Genomic DNA, 17,758 nt, shown 5'->3' with positions numbered 1-17,758 from the left:
GTTAGTGCGGTATCGAGCGCAGTGACGTGGGAACGAATGCGCGTGCAGGCCGGGCCTGGCGCGCAACGATGGCGCGCCAAGTGTCGCGTTGGTTAAGAAGGGATTCGAGGCACTTCACGGGCTGTTCGCCGTGGCCCATCTCCACACATTGAACAAGCCAAAGCGCACCGGTGAGGGGTGACTGCGCCAGAGCACCGTGAAAATAGCTCAGGCTGGGGCCCCCCAGGCGCATCCAAGTTCGTAGCGAGGCGTTGTCCGCGCCCGCCTTTGTCAACTGGACCTCTATCAGCAGTTTGTTCGAGACACGCCGAAAGTTGATTTCGTCGTCATTCTCGAACAATGTGAGCTGCTCTTCTTGGCCGTTCAACCAGCCGCCAATGAGTGTGTGCAACTTACTGCACACCATCCAGGGCTGTCTTAAGCAGCGTATGCCTGGAGCGGACTTGTTCGTTGAAAGCGATGATGGAGAGTTTCTGTTGTTTCACTAGATCGCTGAAATACTCGATGTCGCCATCGAATGCTTCAGTGTCTTTATAGGCGGTATTCACACGCTTGGTGTCAGATTGAACCTGCTTCAACAGGTGAGTGTTCAGGTTTCCGTAGAAGTCCATGAGTTTTACTCCAGATGTGTCTGAACTGTGTGGCGGGTTGTTTGTCACCAGTTCCATCGGCGGACATGTTTTTTAAAAATATCGCTGCCTTCATCGCTTTTTCGTTGATGTTTCCTACGCGCTCGCAAACAAAATTTCGCGCATTGATGCCCAGTCGATGCGGAAGTCGCCTTCCTCTGTTTCCAACAGCAACGTTTGAGGTTTGACCTGGTCATCAGGACGAAGCCTCCAAAGCGTAGAGTCCAGTTTGGCCAGGGCTTGGGCGATGTGATCGTGCTCAAGGGGGTGGCAAACCAGCGTTGCCTTGATCGGGGGGATTTGCGTCGCTACCAGCTGTTTAATCAATGCCGAAAGGCGTTGGGGCTGAGGCACTTCCTCCAACAGGCAGTGGAAGGCTTGGTTGGCGATGGAGGTGGCGTAGTGCTCAAGGTTGTCGCACATCGCCTGGCGTTGGCGCTCCCAGGCGCTGAGCTGCGCGTTGGCCCGTGACCAGAAGTCGAGACTGGCCTGTTCAAGCAGTTCTTCGCGATGTTCAGCCGCCTGGTGCAAGAGTTCGTCGGCTTGGGCCTGGGCGCTACCCAGTAGCTGCCCGGCCCGCGAGCAGTCGGCAAGCATTTCCCGGGTAATCAAAACCTTTGGCTGGCCGGGGACACCGTTGTGCAACTCAATTCTGCGTAGGGTCAGCATCGACAAGGCTCCGATTTTTTGCAGTTAACGATGGGTGAGTTCGCTATGCGTTGCGGCGATACGCCAGACAATCGCTTGCCAAAGCGTATTGAGCCGGCCATGGGCGTCGTCAAGTGACAGGTATGTCCTTTCAATTGCCTGCACCCGATGGGGGGCCAGGCGCAACCGCAGACGCTGCCAGACAGCAGGTTCGACCCAGGCCCGCAGCAATTGCAGTGGATCGTCGTCCGGTTGCAGCAAGGCACCGGGATGCAGAGCCTTGGCAAGGCGTTCGCACCACTTGCGGTGTTCGTCGCACAAGGGGCTGTCGAGGTTGGGATGGCACGTGAGGTCCAGTAGCGCTATTGCCAGATCAATCTGCTCCGGTGATGCCAGTGCCAAGCCAAGCACCGTTGCACACGGGGCAGGAGGCAGACACGGCTCTATGCCCAAGGCGGCACATGCCAGCCCGGGCCGGCTGCGACACAAGGGCAGCACTGCGTCATAAGTGTGGGCGCTGGTTGCGTCCGGGTGCGAAGACTGCCAGGGATTGGCCCACCATTGTGCCCAAGCCAGGTGATCACTCATTCGACGGTTGAGCCGGGGCTACAGCTGGCGTTGACCGTTGGACTCTGATGCGCCAAAACAGCACAGCGACCAGCGTCAGTATCGCGCCGGCAATCAATAGGCCGACACTGGTGCGCCAAAAACCGACGTCCTCCTCAGGGATCAGGAAAGGGCCGAAATAGATCAATCGTTGTTGTTCCTGATAGACCGAAGCCGGCACGAAAACGACCGTAAGCTTTTGCGCGTTATCCAATGCAGTGCTCATGCCGGGAATGCTGCTGGCTACCATCCTGCGTACACGGGCCCTGATACTGTCGGGCTCCAATCGCGGGTCATGCTTGATGAACACCGAGGCGGAAGCAGGTTGGACGGGCTCACCGGGAGCCACGCGTTCGGGCAGCACGACGTGCACACGAGCGACGATGACGCCATCGATGTTTGACAGGGTCGCCTCCAGCTCCTGGGACAGGGCGTAGATGTACCTGGCACGTTCTTCCAGCGGCGTGGAGATGACGCCTTCCTTGCGGAAAGTATCCCCCATTGTGGCGCGGGCGACCTTGGGCAGCCCTACGGCTTCAAGCGTGCGAACGGCGCGGCTGATATCGGCTACATTGACCCGGATCACCACACCGTCCTTGGCAGGCACTTTTTGTGCGCGTATGTGTTTGTCAGCCAGTTCCGCGATGACTTCATTGGCGTCTTGTTCGGACAGTTGGCGATGCAGTTCGACACTTTCACTGCAGCCGCCCAGTATCAGCGACAGCGAGAGAACGAGTCCGATCGAAAGAAAACGAATCATTTTTTCCTACTGCAGGTTGCTGACTTTTTCGAGGCATTGCGCGCCCTTGCCGACGCACTTCACCAGAGTTTGGGTCAGCAGGACGGAGTCTGAAAGATGGGAGGCATAGTTGAGTCGATTTTTTTCCTTGAACTCATTGTTGAAGTCCTTGAGGCCTTTGCTCATGCCACTTTTCGCCTTGTCCAGATGCTGCAAAGCGTCGGTCAGGGCATTCGATGTCGGCGCGGCGCTAACCCGTTGCATCGAGGGTTCCAATTGCGAGCTGAAAAAGCTCACATCTTCGCCTTGGGGCGTAGGCTGGGTAGGGGACCTACGGGGTGTCAGGCCGCTTTGATATTCGCGTAATACGTCGACTTCTATTTTCATATAGACCTCCTTGGGAAAACCGCCCTTTTAATGAAAAGGGCGGTCAAGCGATTTAACGTATTGCGTCGATGTTCTTTTTCTTCTCAGTGATCTTGAAGGACTCAATACTTTCCTTCAAAGATTCACGAGCTGCTGCTTTCCTTTCCTGCTTGAGGTCTTCGTTTTCTCCGCCGCCGGGGCTTTGGAGAGGGGGTTGGTAGGTGTTTGCGCTGGCGCCAGTAACATTGCCCATAGTTAAACTCCGCTATTTAAGAAATGATATTTGAGCCCGATTTTCTAGTTTCAGTATTGATGCTTCCAATAGGTACTAAATATATCAGGCTCGTACTTATGTGGCTCAGGCTTGACTATGGTTCCAATTTTTACTTGAAGGATGTGTCTGGAGTTTTCTTGGGTGCATATCGGCTGGGCAGTGGGCTACTGTATTTCTAACTGTTTCATCCGATAGTAGAGCGTTCGCTTCGCCATGCCCAACTCTGCCGCCACCTCGTCCACGCAGTAGGAATGGCGTCTCAAAGCCTCTTCAATCAGGGCTTTCTCGATTTGTTGCAGGCGTTCTTTCAGGTTCGTTGGCGCGTTTGTAGCGTTCGAGGGGGAGTCTGAAAGCGGCGCCAGTCCCAGCACGAATCGCTTGGCAGTGGAGCGCAGTTCACGCACATTCCCCAGCCAAGGATGGCACAGCAACTGTTGGACCAGCTCGCTGCAAGGGGCTGGGGCCAGGCACTTATAGTGCTCGGCTTCCTCTTGAATCATATTCAGGAACAACGGGACGATTCGGTCACGGCGGTTACGCAGCGGAGGAAGATTGATGTTCACCACGCTCAGGCGGAAATACAAGTCGCGCCTGAATTTCCCTTGCTCGACCATCTCATGCAGCGATTGCTGTGCAGAGGCGATGACTCGCATGTCTACCGGGATGAACCGGGTGGAGCCCAGGCGTTCGACGCCCCGCGACTCCAGCACACGTAGCAGCTTGGCTTGCATGGAAAGTGGCATGCTGTCGATTTCATCCAGATACAAGGTGCCCAAATGTGCGGTTTCGATAAACCCCGCGCGTGACTGCACTGCTCCGGTGTAGGCGCCGCTGTTGACGCCGAATAGTTGGCTCTCTGCAAGGCTTTCCGGGATGGCGGCGCAGTTGACTGCGACAAAATGACCGCGTCGACCCGACAAACGATGGACCCGTTGGGCGAGGGTATCCTTGCCAGTGCCGGTTTCTCCCAGTAACAAAATATCGATATCGAGCGCTGCAGTACTCTTAAGCGTGCGCTCGATTTCCAAGGCTTCAACGGAGGGGAGGTATGTCTCATTTGTTATTGTGTAAGAAGCTGACATAGTCCAGGTGCTCCACTATCGCTATCACTTCACTGTTGATAGAACGCTGTTGGCGTGCAGCCAGTAGAGCCTAAATAATCAAAAAAGTCATCGTGTCTGTTAACGTGAAAAGGCTGAAAAATAACGTGAGAAATATTAACTATTTCAGTGCGCTGTTTTGTTCAAGTGGTTTTTCGGTGGTTATAGCGTGTTTAGCGTAGGAGAAAACTTAAAGGCGGGAGGATTGCGTGGATAAGTTTTTTTAGAGCCCTGGTTAAGTAGTTTTTTCATACGTTGAATTTGCACTTGTTTCAAATGTTGAAACAAACAGCCACAAAAAAGCCGATGCAATGCATCGGCTTTTTTGTTCGGTACAGGGGTTACAGGTTTACTTATACGTTGAAGCGGAAGTGCATGACATCCCCATCCTTGACAATATAGTCCTTGCCTTCAAGGCGCCATTTACCGGCTTCCTTGGTCCCAGCCTCACCCTTGTACTGGATGAAGTCGTTATAGGCGATGACTTCGGCGCGGATGAAGCCTTTTTCGAAGTCGGTGTGGATCACGCCGGCAGCCTGTGGCGCAGTCGCACCGACCTTGACGGTCCAGGCGCGGACTTCTTCGACACCGGCGGTGAAGTAGGTCTGCAGGTTGAGCATCTCGTAGCCGGCACGGATCACACGGTTCAGGCCAGGCTCTTCCAGGCCCAGGGCCTCGAGGAACATGTCTTTTTCTTCGCCGTCATCGAGCTCGGCGATTTCCGCTTCGATCTTGTTGCATACCGGAACGACGATGGCACCTTCTTCCTCGGCGATGGCCTTGACCACGTCGAGGAGCGGGTTGTTCTCGAAGCCGTCTTCGGCAACGTTGGCGATGTACATCACCGGCTTGGTGGTCAGCAGGTGGAAGCCCTTGATCACAGCCTTCTCGTCAGTGCCCATGGTCTTCATCAGGCTGCGTGCCGGCTTGCCTTCGGTGAAGTGAGCGATCAACTGCTCCAGCAGGCCCTTCTGGACCACGGCATCCTTGTCACCACCCTTGGCGTTGCGTGCGACTTTCTGCAGTTGCTTTTCGCAGCTGTCGAGGTCGGCGAAGATCAGTTCCAGATCGATGATCTCGATGTCGCGTTTCGGGTCGACGCTGTTGGAGACGTGGATCACGTTCTCGTCTTCAAAGCAGCGGACCACGTGGGCGATGGCGTCGGTTTCACGGATGTTGGCCAGGAACTTGTTGCCCAGACCTTCGCCTTTCGAGGCACCGGCGACCAGGCCAGCGATGTCGACGAATTCCATGGTGGTCGGCAGGATGCGCTTGGGGTTGACGATTGCCGCCAAAGCTTCCAGGCGTGGGTCCGGCATCGGCACGATACCGCTGTTGGGCTCGATGGTGCAGAAGGGGAAGTTCTCTGCCGCAATACCGGACTTGGTCAGGGCGTTGAACAGGGTGGATTTGCCGACGTTGGGCAGGCCGACGATGCCGCAATTGAATCCCATGGTGTTTCCCCTCGGGTAAGAGTCAGGCCTTCTGGCTGTGCAGGTTTTTCATCGCGCGGTTCCATTCACCGGCGAAGATATCCGGCAGCACGCCGAGGGCAAAATCGATGCTGGCATCGAGTTTTTCCTGTTCGGCGCGTGGCGCACGACCCAGGACGAAATTTGAAACCATACTGGCAACGCCTGGGTGGCCAATGCCGAGCCGCAGACGGTAAAAGGTATTCTGATTGCCCAACTGCGCGATGATGTCACGCAGGCCATTGTGCCCGCCATGCCCGCCGCCTTGCTTGAGCTTGGCAACCCCGGGTGGCAGGTCCAGTTCGTCATGGGCCACCAGGATTTCTTCGGGTTTGATCCGGAAGAAGCCCGCAAGCGCCGCGACAGCCTGGCCGCTGCGGTTCATGTAGGTGGTGGGAATCAGCAGACGAACATCCTGACCCTGGTGCGAAAAGCGCCCGGTCAGGCCGAAATATTTGCGATCGGCCACAAGATTGACGCCTTGGGCGTGGGCGATGCGCTCAACAAAAAGGGCCCCTGCGTTATGCCGGGTCTGTTCGTATTCGGCGCCTGGATTTCCCAGGCCAACGATCAGTTTAATGGCAGTCACGACAGGGGCCCTTCCTTTGGAGTTGTGGATAACATCGCTACACCGGCGTGCGGCGAAAGTGGACGACAGGAGCTCACTTATCCAGAGATAAACTTCGCGTTGTTGCCCGCTTTCTCGCTACGTTCGGTCCGCGATGTTCCCTCAAGCTCCTTCGTTGCAGAGTGTATTACTCGGCAGCGGTTTCGCCGGCTTCATCTTCTGCTACAACACGTGGCGCGTGGACGTTGGCAACAGCCTTGTCGTCGTTGTGAGCCAGTGCAACGAACTCAACGCCTTTAGGGGCCTTGAGGTCGGACAGGTGGATGATGGTGCCGATTTCAGCAGCCGACAGGTCGACTTCGATGAACTCAGGCAGGTCTTTCGGCAGGCAGCTTACTTCCAGCTCGGTAGTGGTGTGGGAAACAACGCCACCTTTCTTGACCGGAGCTTCTTCACCAACAAAGTGCACAGGCACGATAGCGGTCAGTTTCTGGCCGGCTACAACGCGTACGAAGTCAGCGTGCAGTACGTGGCCCTTGGAAGGGTGGCGCTGCAGGGCCTTGATGATAACGTTCTGCTTCTTGCCGCCAACGTTCAGTTCGATAACGTGGCTGTAGGCAGCATCGTTTTCGAGCAGCTTGGCTACTTCTTTAGCCAGCATGCTGATGGACTCAGGGGCTTTTTCGCCACCGTAGACTACAGCTGGAACCAGGCTTGCGAGACGACGCAGGCGGCGGCTCGCACCTTTCCCCAGGTCGGAACGCACTTCAGCATTCAGGGTAAAATCGTTCATGTTGTATCTCCAAAATAACCACATTCGCCCCAGCGTTTGCGACCAGCGCTAAAGGCGATATGGGCAAAAAAGCCCCGCCCCAACAGAATGCTGGGGCGGGGCGCTTTTCGTCAGTGAGGTGCTCCGAAGGTTTGACCCTTAACGGAACATCGCGCTGATCGATTCTTCGTTGCTGATGCGGCGAACCGCCTCGGCAACTACCGGCGCGATATCCAGTTGACGGATACGCGAACAGGCTTGAGCAGCAGCGGACAACGGGATGGTGTTAGTCACCACCAGTTCGTCCAGCATAGAGTTCTCGATGTTCTCGATCGCTCGGCCCGACAGCACAGGGTGTGTGCAGTAGGCGAAGACTTTTGCCGCACCGTGCTCTTTCAAGGCTTTGGCCGCGTGGCACAGGGTGCCGGCGGTGTCGACCATGTCATCAACCAGAATACAGGTACGCCCTTCGACATCACCGATGATATGCATCACTTCAGAGTGATTGGCTTTTTCACGGCGTTTGTCGATGATCCCGAGATCCACGCCCAGGGATTTGGCGACAGCCCGTGCACGCACGACGCCGCCAATGTCCGGGGACACGATCATCAGGTTTTCAAAGCGCTGGTCTTCGATGTCATCCACCAGGACGGGGGAGCCGTAGATGTTATCTACCGGAATATCGAAGAACCCCTGGATTTGGTCAGCGTGCAGGTCAACCGTGAGAACACGGTCGATACCCACCACGGTCAGCATGTCAGCAACGACTTTCGCGCTGATAGCCACACGTGCGGAACGCGGACGGCGATCCTGACGGGCATAACCAAAGTAAGGGATTACAGCTGTGATTCGAGTCGCTGAGGAGCGGCGGAAGGCATCAGCCATCACGACGAGTTCCATCAGGTTATCGTTGGTCGGAGCGCAGGTCGGCTGAATAATGAAGACGTCTTTACCGCGGACATTTTCATTGATCTCGGCTGTAATTTCGCCGTCGGAGAATTTACCGACAGAGATGTCACCGAGAGGGATATGCAGCTGACGTACGACACGCCGAGCCAGATCGGGGTTGGCATTCCCCGTAAAGACCATCATCTTGGACACGCGCAGTACCTAGAGGCTGAGGGTAACCTGGATGAGTATTAGAAAATGGCAGGGGCGGCTGGATTCGAACCAACGCATGGCAGGATCAAAACCTGCTGCCTTACCGCTTGGCGACGCCCCTGTATCTGTTGCAACGAGTGCCCAGCACTCGATTCCTTTTAGAGCAGACTTTGCAGCTTGCGATGCAACATCGAAACGTTGCTTCCCTTTGCTACAAACCCTGTAAGGGTCTCTGTAAGAAGGGCCGAGACTTTATCAGCTTCAGCTTTGCTTGGGAAGCCCCCAAACACACAACTTCCAGTTCCGGTTAATTTTGCTTCGGTAAATTTACCTAACAAATTCAAAGCGTTACGTACTTCTGGATAACGCCTTACTACAACCGGTAAGCAGTCATTTCGACTGTTTCCCTTGGGAACGGGGCGCACTTTAATGGGAGAAGAGTTACGTGTCAACAACGGATCTGAAAAAATTTCTGCTGTACTTACAGATACTTGCGGCACAAGCACGACATACCAAGGTTCTTCGGGCTCTACAGGGGTGAGTTTCTCCCCCACGCCTTCGGCAAACGCGGCGTGCCCACGCACGAAAACCGGGACGTCGGCGCCCAGTGTGAGGCCCAGTGCAGCCAGGCGGTCGTGGTCCCAGCCCAGTTGCCACAGGTGATTGAGGCCCAGCAATGTGGTTGCGGCATTTGAGCTGCCGCCACCGATACCTCCGCCCATGGGCAGGATCTTGTCGATCCAGATATCGATGCCGAGCGAGGTGCCAGATTGTTGCTGAAGTTTTTTCGCAGCCTTCACAATCAGATTGCTATCGTGGGGCACACCTTCGAATTCGGTATGCAGCTGGATCACGCCATCGTCGCGTACGGCGAAGGTCAGCTCATCGCCGTAGTCGAGGAATTGAAACAGCGTCTGCAATTCGTGGTAACCGTCTTCACGGCGCCCGAGGATGTGCAGCATCAGATTGAGTTTGGCTGGCGAGGGCAGGGTCAGGCGTTCAGTCACGTTATTGCCCCAGCTTGCGCGGTTGCCAGTCCTTGATCACCAGCGTGACGTCAAGGTCGGTGCCGTGCAGCTTGATGCGTTCGGGCAGCCAATAACCGCTTTGTTCAACGTAGCTCAAGTACTCCACCTGCCAACCATCCTGCTCCAGCGTGGCCAGGCGGCTATCGCCGTTGAGGCTCAGGCGGCTCTTGCTATCGGGCGCCGGCAAGCCGCGTACCCACCAGACCAGATGCGAGACAGGCAGCTTCCAGCCGATCTGCTGCTCCAGCAGTTCTTCCGGAGAGCTTGCTTCGTAGCGGCCCTGGTTGGCCACTTCCAGGCTCACTTGCCCCGGTCGGCCGGTCAGGCGCGCCGCGCCCCGGCCCAGCGGGCCCGAGAGACGAATATCGTAGTAGTCCTGGCGTTGCAGCCAGAACAGGGTACCGCTGCCAGAGTCTTTCGGCGCACGAACGCCGACTTTGCCCTCGATCTGCCAGCCATCGATACTGCTCAGTTGGTCCTTGTGTTGTTTCCATTGCGCCGGGCTGCCCTGGCCTTCAACGGATTCGCGGCTGCCTATGCCCGCGCAACCGGCGAGCAAGGCGATGAAGCTGAAAACAATAATGTGGCGCAAGAACATAAGCTTAAAGGGTCTCGGATCCGGTCAGGCGCTTGATGGTGCCGCGCAGGATGGGGCTTTCGGGTTGTTCCTTGAGGAATTTTTCCCAGATTTGTCGCGCTTCGCGCTGCTTGCCTTTAGCCCAGAGCACTTCGCCCAGGTGTGCGGCAACTTCTTGATCGGGAAAACGCTCCAGTGCCTGGCGCAGCAAACGCTCGGCTTCGTCGAGGTTGCCCAGGCGATAGTTCACCCAGCCCAGGCTATCGAGCACGGCCGGGTCTTCCGGGTTGAGCTGGTGGGCCTGTTCGATCAACACTTTGGCTTCGGCATAGCGCGTGGTGCGGTCGGACAAGGTGTAACCCAGGGCATTGAGAGCCATGGCGTTGTCCGGGTCGCGCTTGATGATCAGCCGCAGGTCTTTTTCCAGCTGGGCCAGGTCATTGCGTTTTTCCGCCTGCATGGCGCGGGTATACAGCAGGTTCAAATCGTCAGGGTATTGCAGCAATGCTTGTTGCAGCAGCTTCCAGGCGCGTTCGCCCTGCTTGTTGGCCGACAAGGTCTCGGCCTGGATCAGGTACAGCTGGATAGCGTAGTCCGGCTCGGCATCGCGGGCCGCGGCCAGGCGTTTTTCTGCCTCGTCGGTACGGCCGTTGCTCATCAGGATGTCGGCCTGGCGCAGTTGGGCGGGCAGGTAGTCGTTGCCGGGGCCGACCTGGGCGTATTCCAGCAGAGCCGCCTGCGGGTCGTTGCGCTCTTCGGCGATGCGGCCAAGGTTCAGGTGCGCCGAGTCCACGTGGCTGTCACGCTCGATCAGCTCTTCCAGGTAGCCCTTGGCCTCATCCCAGGCCTTGGCTTCCAGGCAGACCAGTGCCAGGGAATAACGCAGTTCGTCGTCGTCCGGGTATTGCTGGACCAGATTGGCGAACTGCACTTTGGCGTCCTCCATGCGGTCCTGCTCCACCAGCATGCGTGCGTAAGTCAGGCGCAGGCGCTTATCGTCCGGGTATTTCTTGATGCTTTTTTCCAGCAGCGGAATCGCTTCCTTGCCGCGGTTGAGGTTTTGCAGCAGGCGTGCGCGCAGCAGGATCGGCGCGATCTCGCCGTCTTCCGGTGGGTTTTGTTCCAGCAACTTGAGTGCGGCGTCGGCTTCGTCATCCTGTTGCAACAACAGGGCCTTGCCGAACACCAGTTGGCTGTTCTTCGGGTGTTTTTGCAGCAGGCGGTCGAAACTTTTCATCAGGCCATTGCGCGTGTCCTGGTCGGTGTCGGCGGCCGACAGCGCAAGGAAGTCGAAATGTGTGTCGCCCTTGCCCTGCAGGACTTTCTCCATATAGACCATAGAGTCGTCATAACGGCCCGCACGTGCCAATTGCACCGCAGCTGCACGTTGGGCTTCCAGGTCGTCCGGGGCGTTTTTTGCCCAGATCAGCGAAGTGTCCAGCGCAGCCTGGTCGGCGCCCAGGTATTCGGCGATGCGAAAGGCTCGTTCGGAGATGCCCGGGTCCTGGGTGTTGATGGCCTGGGTTACATAATTATCCAGCGCAATATCAAAACGATTGCGCTGGCCGGCCAATTCAGCGGTCAGCAGGCTGTAGATCGTTTCTTCACTGAACGAGGAATAAACCTTGGGCTTTTCAGGGGCGGGGGTGCTGTCTTCCGCCGGCGGCGCAGCGTCCGGCGAAACGGGTGCCATGGCCTGGCAGCCGCTGAGGAAGATAAAAGCAAGGAGCAACGCGGAAGATCTATTCATATAGGAAGAGGACGACTAACCTGCGGTCGGATCATCATGACACAAGCCTTCGGCCAAACATAACCGGGGCACTCGGAATACGACTATTGCTGCCTTTGTAGGAGCGAGCTCGCTCGCGAAGATCGTCAACGATAGCGCGGCAAGCCTGGCACTCAGCTGTATTGCTACGTTTTTCGCGAGCAAGCTCGCTCCTGCAGGGTGCATTTATAGGCATAAGGTATAGGGACAATAGACGACGGTGGTTGTTCTGGATCTTTCGAAGTAGGACAATTGTCGGCTTCCCGACATCATCAGCGATATTGAATGGCCTTCCTCGCACTCGGTATTAACCACAAGACTGCCTCCGTAGACGTGCGCGAGCGCGTGGCGTTTACGCCAGAGCAGTTGGTTGAGGCCCTGCAGCAGCTCTGCCGGCTCACCGACAGCCGCGAAGCTGCGATCCTTTCGACCTGCAATCGCAGCGAGCTCTATATAGAGCAGGAACATCTTTGCGCGGATGTCGTACTGCGCTGGCTGGCCGATTATCACCATTTGAGCCTCGATGACCTGCGCGCCAGTGCCTATGTGCATGAAGAGGATGCGGCAGTTCGTCACATGATGCGCGTGGCGGCCGGCCTCGATTCGCTGGTGCTGGGCGAGCCGCAGATTCTTGGCCAGATGAAATCCGCCTATGCCGTGGCGCGTGAGGCCGGCACTGTCGGCCCGTTGCTGGGCCGGCTGTTCCAGGCTACGTTCAATTCCGCCAAGCAGGTGCGCACCGACACGGCTATCGGCGAAAACCCGGTTTCCGTGGCCTTTGCCGCCGTGAGCCTGGCCAAGCAGATTTTCAGCGATTTGCAGCGTAGCCAGGCCTTGCTGATTGGCGCCGGGGAAACTATCACCCTGGTGGCCCGTCACCTGCATGATCTGGGCGTGAAGCGTATTGTGGTCGCCAACCGTACCCTTGAACGAGCGAGTATCCTTGCCGAGCAGTTCGGTGCCCACGCCGTGCTGCTGTCGGATATCCCGGCTGAATTGGTACGCAGTGATATCGTCATCAGCTCCACCGCCAGCCAGTTGCCGATCCTTGGCAAGGGCGCGGTCGAAAGCGCGTTGAAGCTGCGCAAGCACAAGCCGATCTTCATGGTGGACATCGCCGTTCCCCGGGATATCGAACCCGAAGTCGGCGAGTTGGACGACGTTTACCTCTATAGCGTCGACGATCTGCATGAGGTGGTTGCCGAGAACCTCAAGAGCCGCCAGGGCGCCGCCCAGGCCGCCGAGGAAATGGTCAGCGTCGGCGCCGAAGATTTCATGGTGCGCCTGCGTGAATTGGCGGCGGTGGATGTGCTCAAGGCGTATCGTCAGCAGGGCGAACGCCTGCGTGATGAAGAGTTGCTCAAGGCCCAGCGGATGCTGGCCAACGGCAGCGGCGCCGAAGAGGTGTTGATGCAATTGGCCCGTGGCCTGACCAACAAGCTGCTCCACGCTCCCAGCGTCCAGTTGAAAAAGCTTACTGCCGAAGGCCGCCTTGATGCGCTGGCCATGGCCCAGGAACTCTTTGCCCTCGGTGAGGGCGCGTCAGACAGCTCTTCGGATAAAAAACCGCAATGAAAGCGTCACTGCTCAATAAACTGGACGTGCTCCAGGACCGTTTCGAAGAACTGACCGCCTTGCTCGGCGATGGCGAGGTCATTTCTGATCAGGCCAAGTTCCGTGCTTATTCCAAGGAATACGCAGAAGTTGAACCCATTGTAGCTACCTACAAAAGCCTCACCAAAGTGCAGGCGGACCTTGAAGGCGCCCAGGCGCTGCTTAAGGACAGCGACCCTGACATGCGTGAAATGGCCGTGGAAGAAGTCCGCGAAGCCAAGGAAAAGCTCGCCGAGCTGGAAGGCGACCTGCAACGCATGCTGTTGCCCAAGGACCCGAACGACGGGCGCAACGTGTACCTCGAAATCCGCGCCGGCACCGGTGGCGACGAGGCCGCGATTTTCTCCGGCGATCTGTTTCGCATGTACTCGCGCTATGCCGAACGACGCGGCTGGCGGGTCGAGATCCTGTCCGAGAACGAAGGTGAACACGGCGGCTACAAAGAAGTCATTGCACGGGTCGAAGGTGACAACGTCTATGGCAAGCTGAAATTCGAATCCGGCGCCCACCGCGTACAACGTGTACCGGCGACAGAGTCCCAGGGCCGTATCCACACCTCGGCGTGCACCGTGGCGGTGCTGCCCGAGCCGGACGAGCAGGAGGCCATCGAGATCAACCCGGCGGACTTGCGCGTGGATACCTACCGCTCATCCGGTGCGGGTGGCCAGCACGTCAACAAAACCGATTCGGCAATCCGTATCACTCACTTGCCGTCGGGCATCGTGGTGGAGTGCCAGGAAGAACGCTCCCAGCACAAGAACCGTGCGCGGGCCATGTCCTGGCTGTCGGCCAAGCTGAACGACCAGCAGACCAGCGCCGCCGCCAACGCGATTGCCAGCGAGCGCAAGCTGCTGGTGGGCTCGGGCGACCGTTCCGAGCGTATCCGTACCTACAACTTTGCCCAGGGCCGGGTCACCGACCATCGGGTCAACCTGACCCTATACTCCCTGGACGAGATTCTCGCCGGTGGCGTGGATGCGGTGATCAAGCCGTTGCTCGCCGAATACCAGGCCGATCAACTGGCGGCGATAGGTGAATAAATGACCATCATTGCCAGCCTGCTGCGTGCCGCCGACCTGCCCGATTCGCCGACTGCGCGCCTCGACGTGGAGTTGCTGCTGGCCGCTGCCTTGGGCAAGTCGCGCAGCTACCTGCACACCTGGCCGGAAAAGATCGTCAGCAGCGAAGATGCGCTGACCTTTGCCGGCTACCTGCAGCGCCGCCGCAGCGGTGAGCCGGTGGCGTATATCCTCGGCCAGCAGGGCTTCTGGAAGCTCGACCTGGAGGTCGCGCCGCACACGTTGATCCCGCGTCCGGAAACCGAACTGCTGGTGGAGGCCGCCCTGGAGTTGCTGCCCGCCACGCCCGCCAACGTCCTCGACCTGGGCACCGGCAGTGGCGCCATCGCCTTGGCGTTGGCCAGCGAACGCCCGGCCTGGCAGGTCACGGCTGTCGACCGCGTGCTGGAAGCAGTGGCCCTGGCCGAGCGCAACCGCCAGCGCCTGCACCTCAACAACGCCACGGTGCTGAACAGCCATTGGTTCAGCGCCCTGCAAGGCCACAGCTTTGACCTGATCATCAGCAACCCGCCGTACATTGCTGACAATGATCCGCACCTGGTGGCCGGCGATGTGCGTTTCGAACCCGCCACCGCCCTGGTGGCGGGCCCTGATGGGCTGGACGATTTGCGCCTGATCATCCAGCAGTCCCCAGCTCACTTGCGTGCCGGTGGCTGGTTGTTGCTCGAACACGGCTACGACCAGGCCCCGGCGGTGCGCGACCTGCTGCTGAACCAGGGTTTTGAAAGCGTACATAGCCGTATCGACCTCGGTGGTCATGAACGTATCACCCTGGGGCATCGCCCATGCTGACCGACCAGGAGCTGCTGCGTTATAGCCGGCAGATTCTGTTGCAGCATGTCGACGTCGACGGCCAATTGCGCCTGAAACAGAGTCGCGCGCTGATCGTCGGCCTGGGTGGCCTGGGCGCACCGGTTGCGCTGTATCTCGCCGCCGCCGGCGTGGGCGAATTGCACCTGGCCGACTTTGATACCGTCGACCTGACCAACCTGCAACGCCAGATCATCCACGACACCGACAGCGTGGGGCAGACCAAAGTCGATTCGGCCCTGCGTCGCCTGAGTGCGATCAACCCGGAAATCACCTTGGTCGCCCATCGCTCCGCGCTGGATGCCGACTCGCTGGCCGCCGCCGTCGCCGCAGTGGACGTGGTGCTCGATTGCAGCGACAACTTCTCTACCCGCGAGGCGGTCAACGCTGCCTGTATCGCCGCCGGCAAGCCGTTGATCAGTGGCGCGGCGATTCGCCTGGAGGGGCAATTGTCGGTGTTCGATCCACGGCGCGCCGACAGCCCGTGCTACCACTGTTTATATGGGCATGGCAGCGACACCGAACTGACCTGCAGCGAAGCCGGGGTAGTCGGGCCGTTAGTGGGCCTGGTCGGCAGCTTGCAAGCGCTGGAAGCCTTGAAACTGCTGGCGGGTTTTGGCGAGCCACTGGTGGGCCGGTTGTTGCTGATCGATGCCCTGACCACGCGCTTTCGCGAGCTGCGCGTCAAGCGTGACCCTGGTTGCAGCGTCTGCGGGCCCCAGCATGGTTAAGGGTGCGCCCATCGGTGTGTTCGACTCCGGCATTGGTGGCCTGACGGTGCTGGAGGAAATCCAGCAATTATTGCCCCATGAGTCACTGTTGTACGTGGCCGACTGTGGGCATATACCTTATGGCGAGAAAACCCCGGCATTCATTCTCGAGCGTTCCCGTTCCGTCGCTGAGTTTTTCCGCGAGCGCGGCGCGAAGGCGTTTGTGATTGCCTGTAACACGGCCACCGTCGCCGCCGTTGCCGATTTGCGCCGGGACTACCCCGATTGGCCGTTGGTCGGCATGGAGCCTGCGGTCAAGCCCGCCGCTGCCGCCACGCGCAGTGGCGTCGTCGGTGTGCTCGCTACCACCGGCACCCTGCAAAGCGCCAAGTTTGCCGCCTTGCTCGACCGCTTCGCCACCGATGTGCGAGTGGTTACCCAGCCGTGCCCGGGCCTGGTGGAGTTGATCGAAACCGGCGACCTGGACAGCCCTGTCCTGCACAGGTTGTTGCAGGGCTATGTCGAACCACTGGTCGGCGCCGGTTGCGACACCATCATCCTAGGTTGCACCCACTATCCCTTTCTCAAGCCACTGCTGGCGCAGATGCTGCCCCCCAACATTATCCTCATTGATACCGGCGCCGCCGTGGCGCGCCAGCTCAAGCGCTTATTAGGTGAGCGCGACCTGCTGGCCGCTGGCGATCCTGAACCTACACAGTTCTGGACCAGCGGTGATCTGTTTCACTTAAGAAATATCCTACCGACACTATGGAAACAGCCCGGAATTGTGCGAAGCTTTGCTTCGTGAAAATTTCGTGAAATGCGCTGAAAAAAGCTGAACTTCCGTCTATGCCTCAGCTTCTATAGCCAGTTAGCCTGTTTAAAACCATATAACTTCGTTCGGAAAGGATGTTTCTTATGAAGCGCTTGTTCTGTTTGGCTGCGATTGCGGCCGCTGTGTTGGGACACTCTGTTTCAGCCCAGGCCGCTGGCCTGGAGTTCGGGTTGGGGAGCACCAGTGATTCGACGTTGACCTATCGACTGGGCCTGACCTCGGATTGGGATAAGAGCTGGATGCAAAGCAACGTTGGCCGTCTGACCGGCTACTGGAGCGGCGCTTATACCTATTGGGAAGGTGATGACCGTGCAGGGGCAAGCAGCCTGTCGTTCTCGCCGGTGTTTGTGTATGAATTTGCCGGCGAGTCGGTCAAACCCTACATCGAAGCCGGTATCGGGGTGGCACTGTTCTCCCGCACCCGTCTGGAAGACAACAACATCGGCCAATCTTTTCAGTTCGAAGACCGCCTGGGTTTCGGCCTGCGCTTCAACGGCGGGCATGAGGTGGGCATTCGCGCCACGCACTATTCCAACGCCGGTATCAGCAGCAATAACGATGGGGTAGAGAGCTACTCGTTGCACTACACCATGCCGCTGTAAGCAATGTAGGAACGAGCTTGCTCGCGAAGAACGTCAACGATAACGCAGTGAATCTGGGTTGACGTGGTGCGTTCAGATTTTTCGCGAGCAAGCTCGCTCCTACAGGTCAGCGATAGACCGTGGCGATGCCTTCGCGCTCTTCCAGGCATTCCGGCGCACCCATCTCAAACTCCCGGCAGATCAATGGCCGAAGCGCGTAAATCGTGCACATCATCGTGTCCCGGTCCAGCGCGGCGCACCAGCCGTCGTCCAGGCGCAGCATCACTTCACCGCCCCAATCGTCGGTATCGATAAAGCGCTGCGGCACGCCGGTGTCGGTGATCAGCATGACCTCCAACTGGCAGCAGCAGGCCGCACACGTCGAGCAGGTGACGGCAGGTTCGGTGATTTGAATATGGGGGATGTTGGTCATAGGCGCGCAGTGTAAGGCAAGTCGGTCAGGTGCGTATTAAAGCTCGGA

General features: G+C 58.1%; 22 protein-coding genes and 1 tRNA gene. 6 read left to right on the top strand and 17 right to left on the bottom strand.

Annotated features, from left to right (window positions below):
• Position 1 precedes the first annotated feature (1 nt).
• The 16 genes from ASD70_RS02525 to ASD70_RS02450 form a co-directional block, all read right to left on the bottom strand.
• Entirely contained in the window at positions 2-391 is a 390-nt protein-coding gene (locus ASD70_RS02525) for a type III secretion system chaperone (RefSeq protein WP_108240737.1), read from the bottom strand.
• Between the two features lies 1 nt (position 392).
• Positions 393-611: a hypothetical protein gene (locus ASD70_RS02520; protein ID WP_046070775.1), complete on the bottom strand. Its 219-nt coding sequence runs from the start codon at positions 609-611 to the stop codon at positions 393-395.
• A 114-nt stretch (positions 612-725) separates the two neighbouring features.
• Positions 726-1,298 carry a type III secretion system stator protein SctL gene (gene sctL / locus ASD70_RS02515; RefSeq protein ID WP_046070774.1) on the bottom strand — a complete coding sequence of 191 codons (573 nt, stop codon included), beginning with the start codon at positions 1,296-1,298 and terminating at the stop codon, positions 726-728.
• Between the two features lie 24 nt (positions 1,299-1,322).
• Positions 1,323-1,688, bottom strand: a complete 366-nt coding sequence (locus ASD70_RS28045) for a type III secretion protein (protein WP_233518743.1) — start codon at positions 1,686-1,688, stop codon at positions 1,323-1,325.
• Positions 1,689-1,857: 169 nt separating this feature from the next.
• Positions 1,858-2,643, bottom strand: coding sequence for a type III secretion system inner membrane ring lipoprotein SctJ (gene sctJ / locus ASD70_RS02505; protein ID WP_046070772.1), 786 nt, complete (start codon positions 2,641-2,643; stop codon positions 1,858-1,860).
• A 6-nt stretch (positions 2,644-2,649) separates the two neighbouring features.
• Positions 2,650-3,009 (bottom strand): hypothetical protein, encoded by a 360-nt coding sequence (locus tag ASD70_RS29220; protein WP_046070771.1) that lies wholly within the window; start codon positions 3,007-3,009, stop codon positions 2,650-2,652.
• Between the two features lie 52 nt (positions 3,010-3,061).
• A complete protein-coding gene (locus ASD70_RS02495; RefSeq protein ID WP_046070770.1) occupies positions 3,062-3,241 on the bottom strand; it encodes a hypothetical protein in 180 nt (59 codons plus the stop codon).
• Between the two features lie 185 nt (positions 3,242-3,426).
• Positions 3,427-4,344: a sigma-54-dependent Fis family transcriptional regulator gene (locus tag ASD70_RS02490; protein WP_046070769.1), complete on the bottom strand. Its 918-nt coding sequence runs from the start codon at positions 4,342-4,344 to the stop codon at positions 3,427-3,429.
• A gap of 371 nt (positions 4,345-4,715) precedes the next feature.
• The gene (gene ychF, locus ASD70_RS02485) at positions 4,716-5,816 is read right to left on the bottom strand and encodes a redox-regulated ATPase YchF (protein WP_046070818.1); all 1,101 of its coding nucleotides are present in this window, start codon (positions 5,814-5,816) and stop codon (positions 4,716-4,718) included.
• Between the two features lie 22 nt (positions 5,817-5,838).
• Positions 5,839-6,423, bottom strand: a complete 585-nt coding sequence (gene pth, locus ASD70_RS02480) for an aminoacyl-tRNA hydrolase (protein ID WP_003208389.1) — start codon at positions 6,421-6,423, stop codon at positions 5,839-5,841.
• A 166-nt stretch (positions 6,424-6,589) separates the two neighbouring features.
• Entirely contained in the window at positions 6,590-7,195 is a 606-nt protein-coding gene (locus ASD70_RS02475; protein WP_032886113.1) for a 50S ribosomal protein L25/general stress protein Ctc, read from the bottom strand.
• A 138-nt stretch (positions 7,196-7,333) separates the two neighbouring features.
• Positions 7,334-8,275: a ribose-phosphate pyrophosphokinase gene (locus tag ASD70_RS02470; protein ID WP_003208392.1), complete on the bottom strand. Its 942-nt coding sequence runs from the start codon at positions 8,273-8,275 to the stop codon at positions 7,334-7,336.
• A gap of 46 nt (positions 8,276-8,321) precedes the next feature.
• Positions 8,322-8,396, bottom strand: a tRNA-Gln gene (locus tag ASD70_RS02465).
• A 37-nt stretch (positions 8,397-8,433) separates the two neighbouring features.
• On the bottom strand, positions 8,434-9,282 hold the full coding sequence (gene ispE, locus ASD70_RS02460; protein ID WP_082561399.1) for a 4-(cytidine 5'-diphospho)-2-C-methyl-D-erythritol kinase: 849 nt from the start codon (positions 9,280-9,282) through the stop codon (positions 8,434-8,436).
• Position 9,283: 1 nt separating this feature from the next.
• On the bottom strand, positions 9,284-9,901 hold the full coding sequence (lolB, locus tag ASD70_RS02455; protein WP_056845559.1) for a lipoprotein insertase outer membrane protein LolB: 618 nt from the start codon (positions 9,899-9,901) through the stop codon (positions 9,284-9,286).
• Between the two features lie 4 nt (positions 9,902-9,905).
• Positions 9,906-11,630: a tetratricopeptide repeat protein gene (locus tag ASD70_RS02450; protein WP_056845558.1), complete on the bottom strand. Its 1,725-nt coding sequence runs from the start codon at positions 11,628-11,630 to the stop codon at positions 9,906-9,908.
• Positions 11,631-11,933: 303 nt separating this feature from the next.
• Between ASD70_RS02450 and hemA the strand changes: the two genes are divergently transcribed.
• The 6 genes from hemA (at position 11,934) to ASD70_RS02420 (ending at position 17,298) form a co-directional block, all read left to right on the top strand.
• A complete protein-coding gene (hemA, locus tag ASD70_RS02445) occupies positions 11,934-13,223 on the top strand; it encodes a glutamyl-tRNA reductase (protein WP_046070821.1) in 1,290 nt (429 codons plus the stop codon).
• On the top strand, positions 13,220-14,302 hold the full coding sequence (gene prfA / locus ASD70_RS02440; protein WP_056845557.1) for a peptide chain release factor 1: 1,083 nt from the start codon (positions 13,220-13,222) through the stop codon (positions 14,300-14,302). The genes hemA and prfA overlap by 4 nt, the downstream gene beginning before the upstream one ends.
• The gene (prmC, locus tag ASD70_RS02435) at positions 14,303-15,133 is read left to right on the top strand and encodes a peptide chain release factor N(5)-glutamine methyltransferase (protein WP_046070822.1); all 831 of its coding nucleotides are present in this window, start codon (positions 14,303-14,305) and stop codon (positions 15,131-15,133) included.
• Positions 15,127-15,882, top strand: a complete 756-nt coding sequence (locus tag ASD70_RS02430) for a molybdopterin-synthase adenylyltransferase MoeB (protein WP_046070823.1) — start codon at positions 15,127-15,129, stop codon at positions 15,880-15,882. Before prmC ends, ASD70_RS02430 begins: the two co-directional genes overlap by 7 nt.
• Positions 15,875-16,669 carry a glutamate racemase gene (gene murI, locus ASD70_RS02425; RefSeq protein WP_056845556.1) on the top strand — a complete coding sequence of 265 codons (795 nt, stop codon included), beginning with the start codon at positions 15,875-15,877 and terminating at the stop codon, positions 16,667-16,669. The genes ASD70_RS02430 and murI overlap by 8 nt, the downstream gene beginning before the upstream one ends.
• 110 nt (positions 16,670-16,779) lie before the next feature.
• The gene (locus ASD70_RS02420) at positions 16,780-17,298 is read left to right on the top strand and encodes an acyloxyacyl hydrolase (protein ID WP_043049248.1); all 519 of its coding nucleotides are present in this window, start codon (positions 16,780-16,782) and stop codon (positions 17,296-17,298) included.
• A 106-nt stretch (positions 17,299-17,404) separates the two neighbouring features.
• Here ASD70_RS02420 and ASD70_RS02415 read toward each other — a convergent pair whose 3' ends face one another.
• Positions 17,405-17,710 (bottom strand): YkgJ family cysteine cluster protein, encoded by a 306-nt coding sequence (locus ASD70_RS02415; RefSeq protein WP_046070825.1) that lies wholly within the window; start codon positions 17,708-17,710, stop codon positions 17,405-17,407.
• Positions 17,711-17,758 lie beyond the last annotated feature (48 nt).

This window comes from Pseudomonas sp. Root569, assembly GCF_001427465.1.
Lineage (GTDB): Bacteria > Pseudomonadota > Gammaproteobacteria > Pseudomonadales > Pseudomonadaceae > Aquipseudomonas > Aquipseudomonas synxantha.
This window is presented reverse-complemented; position numbering and strand designations above follow the sequence as displayed.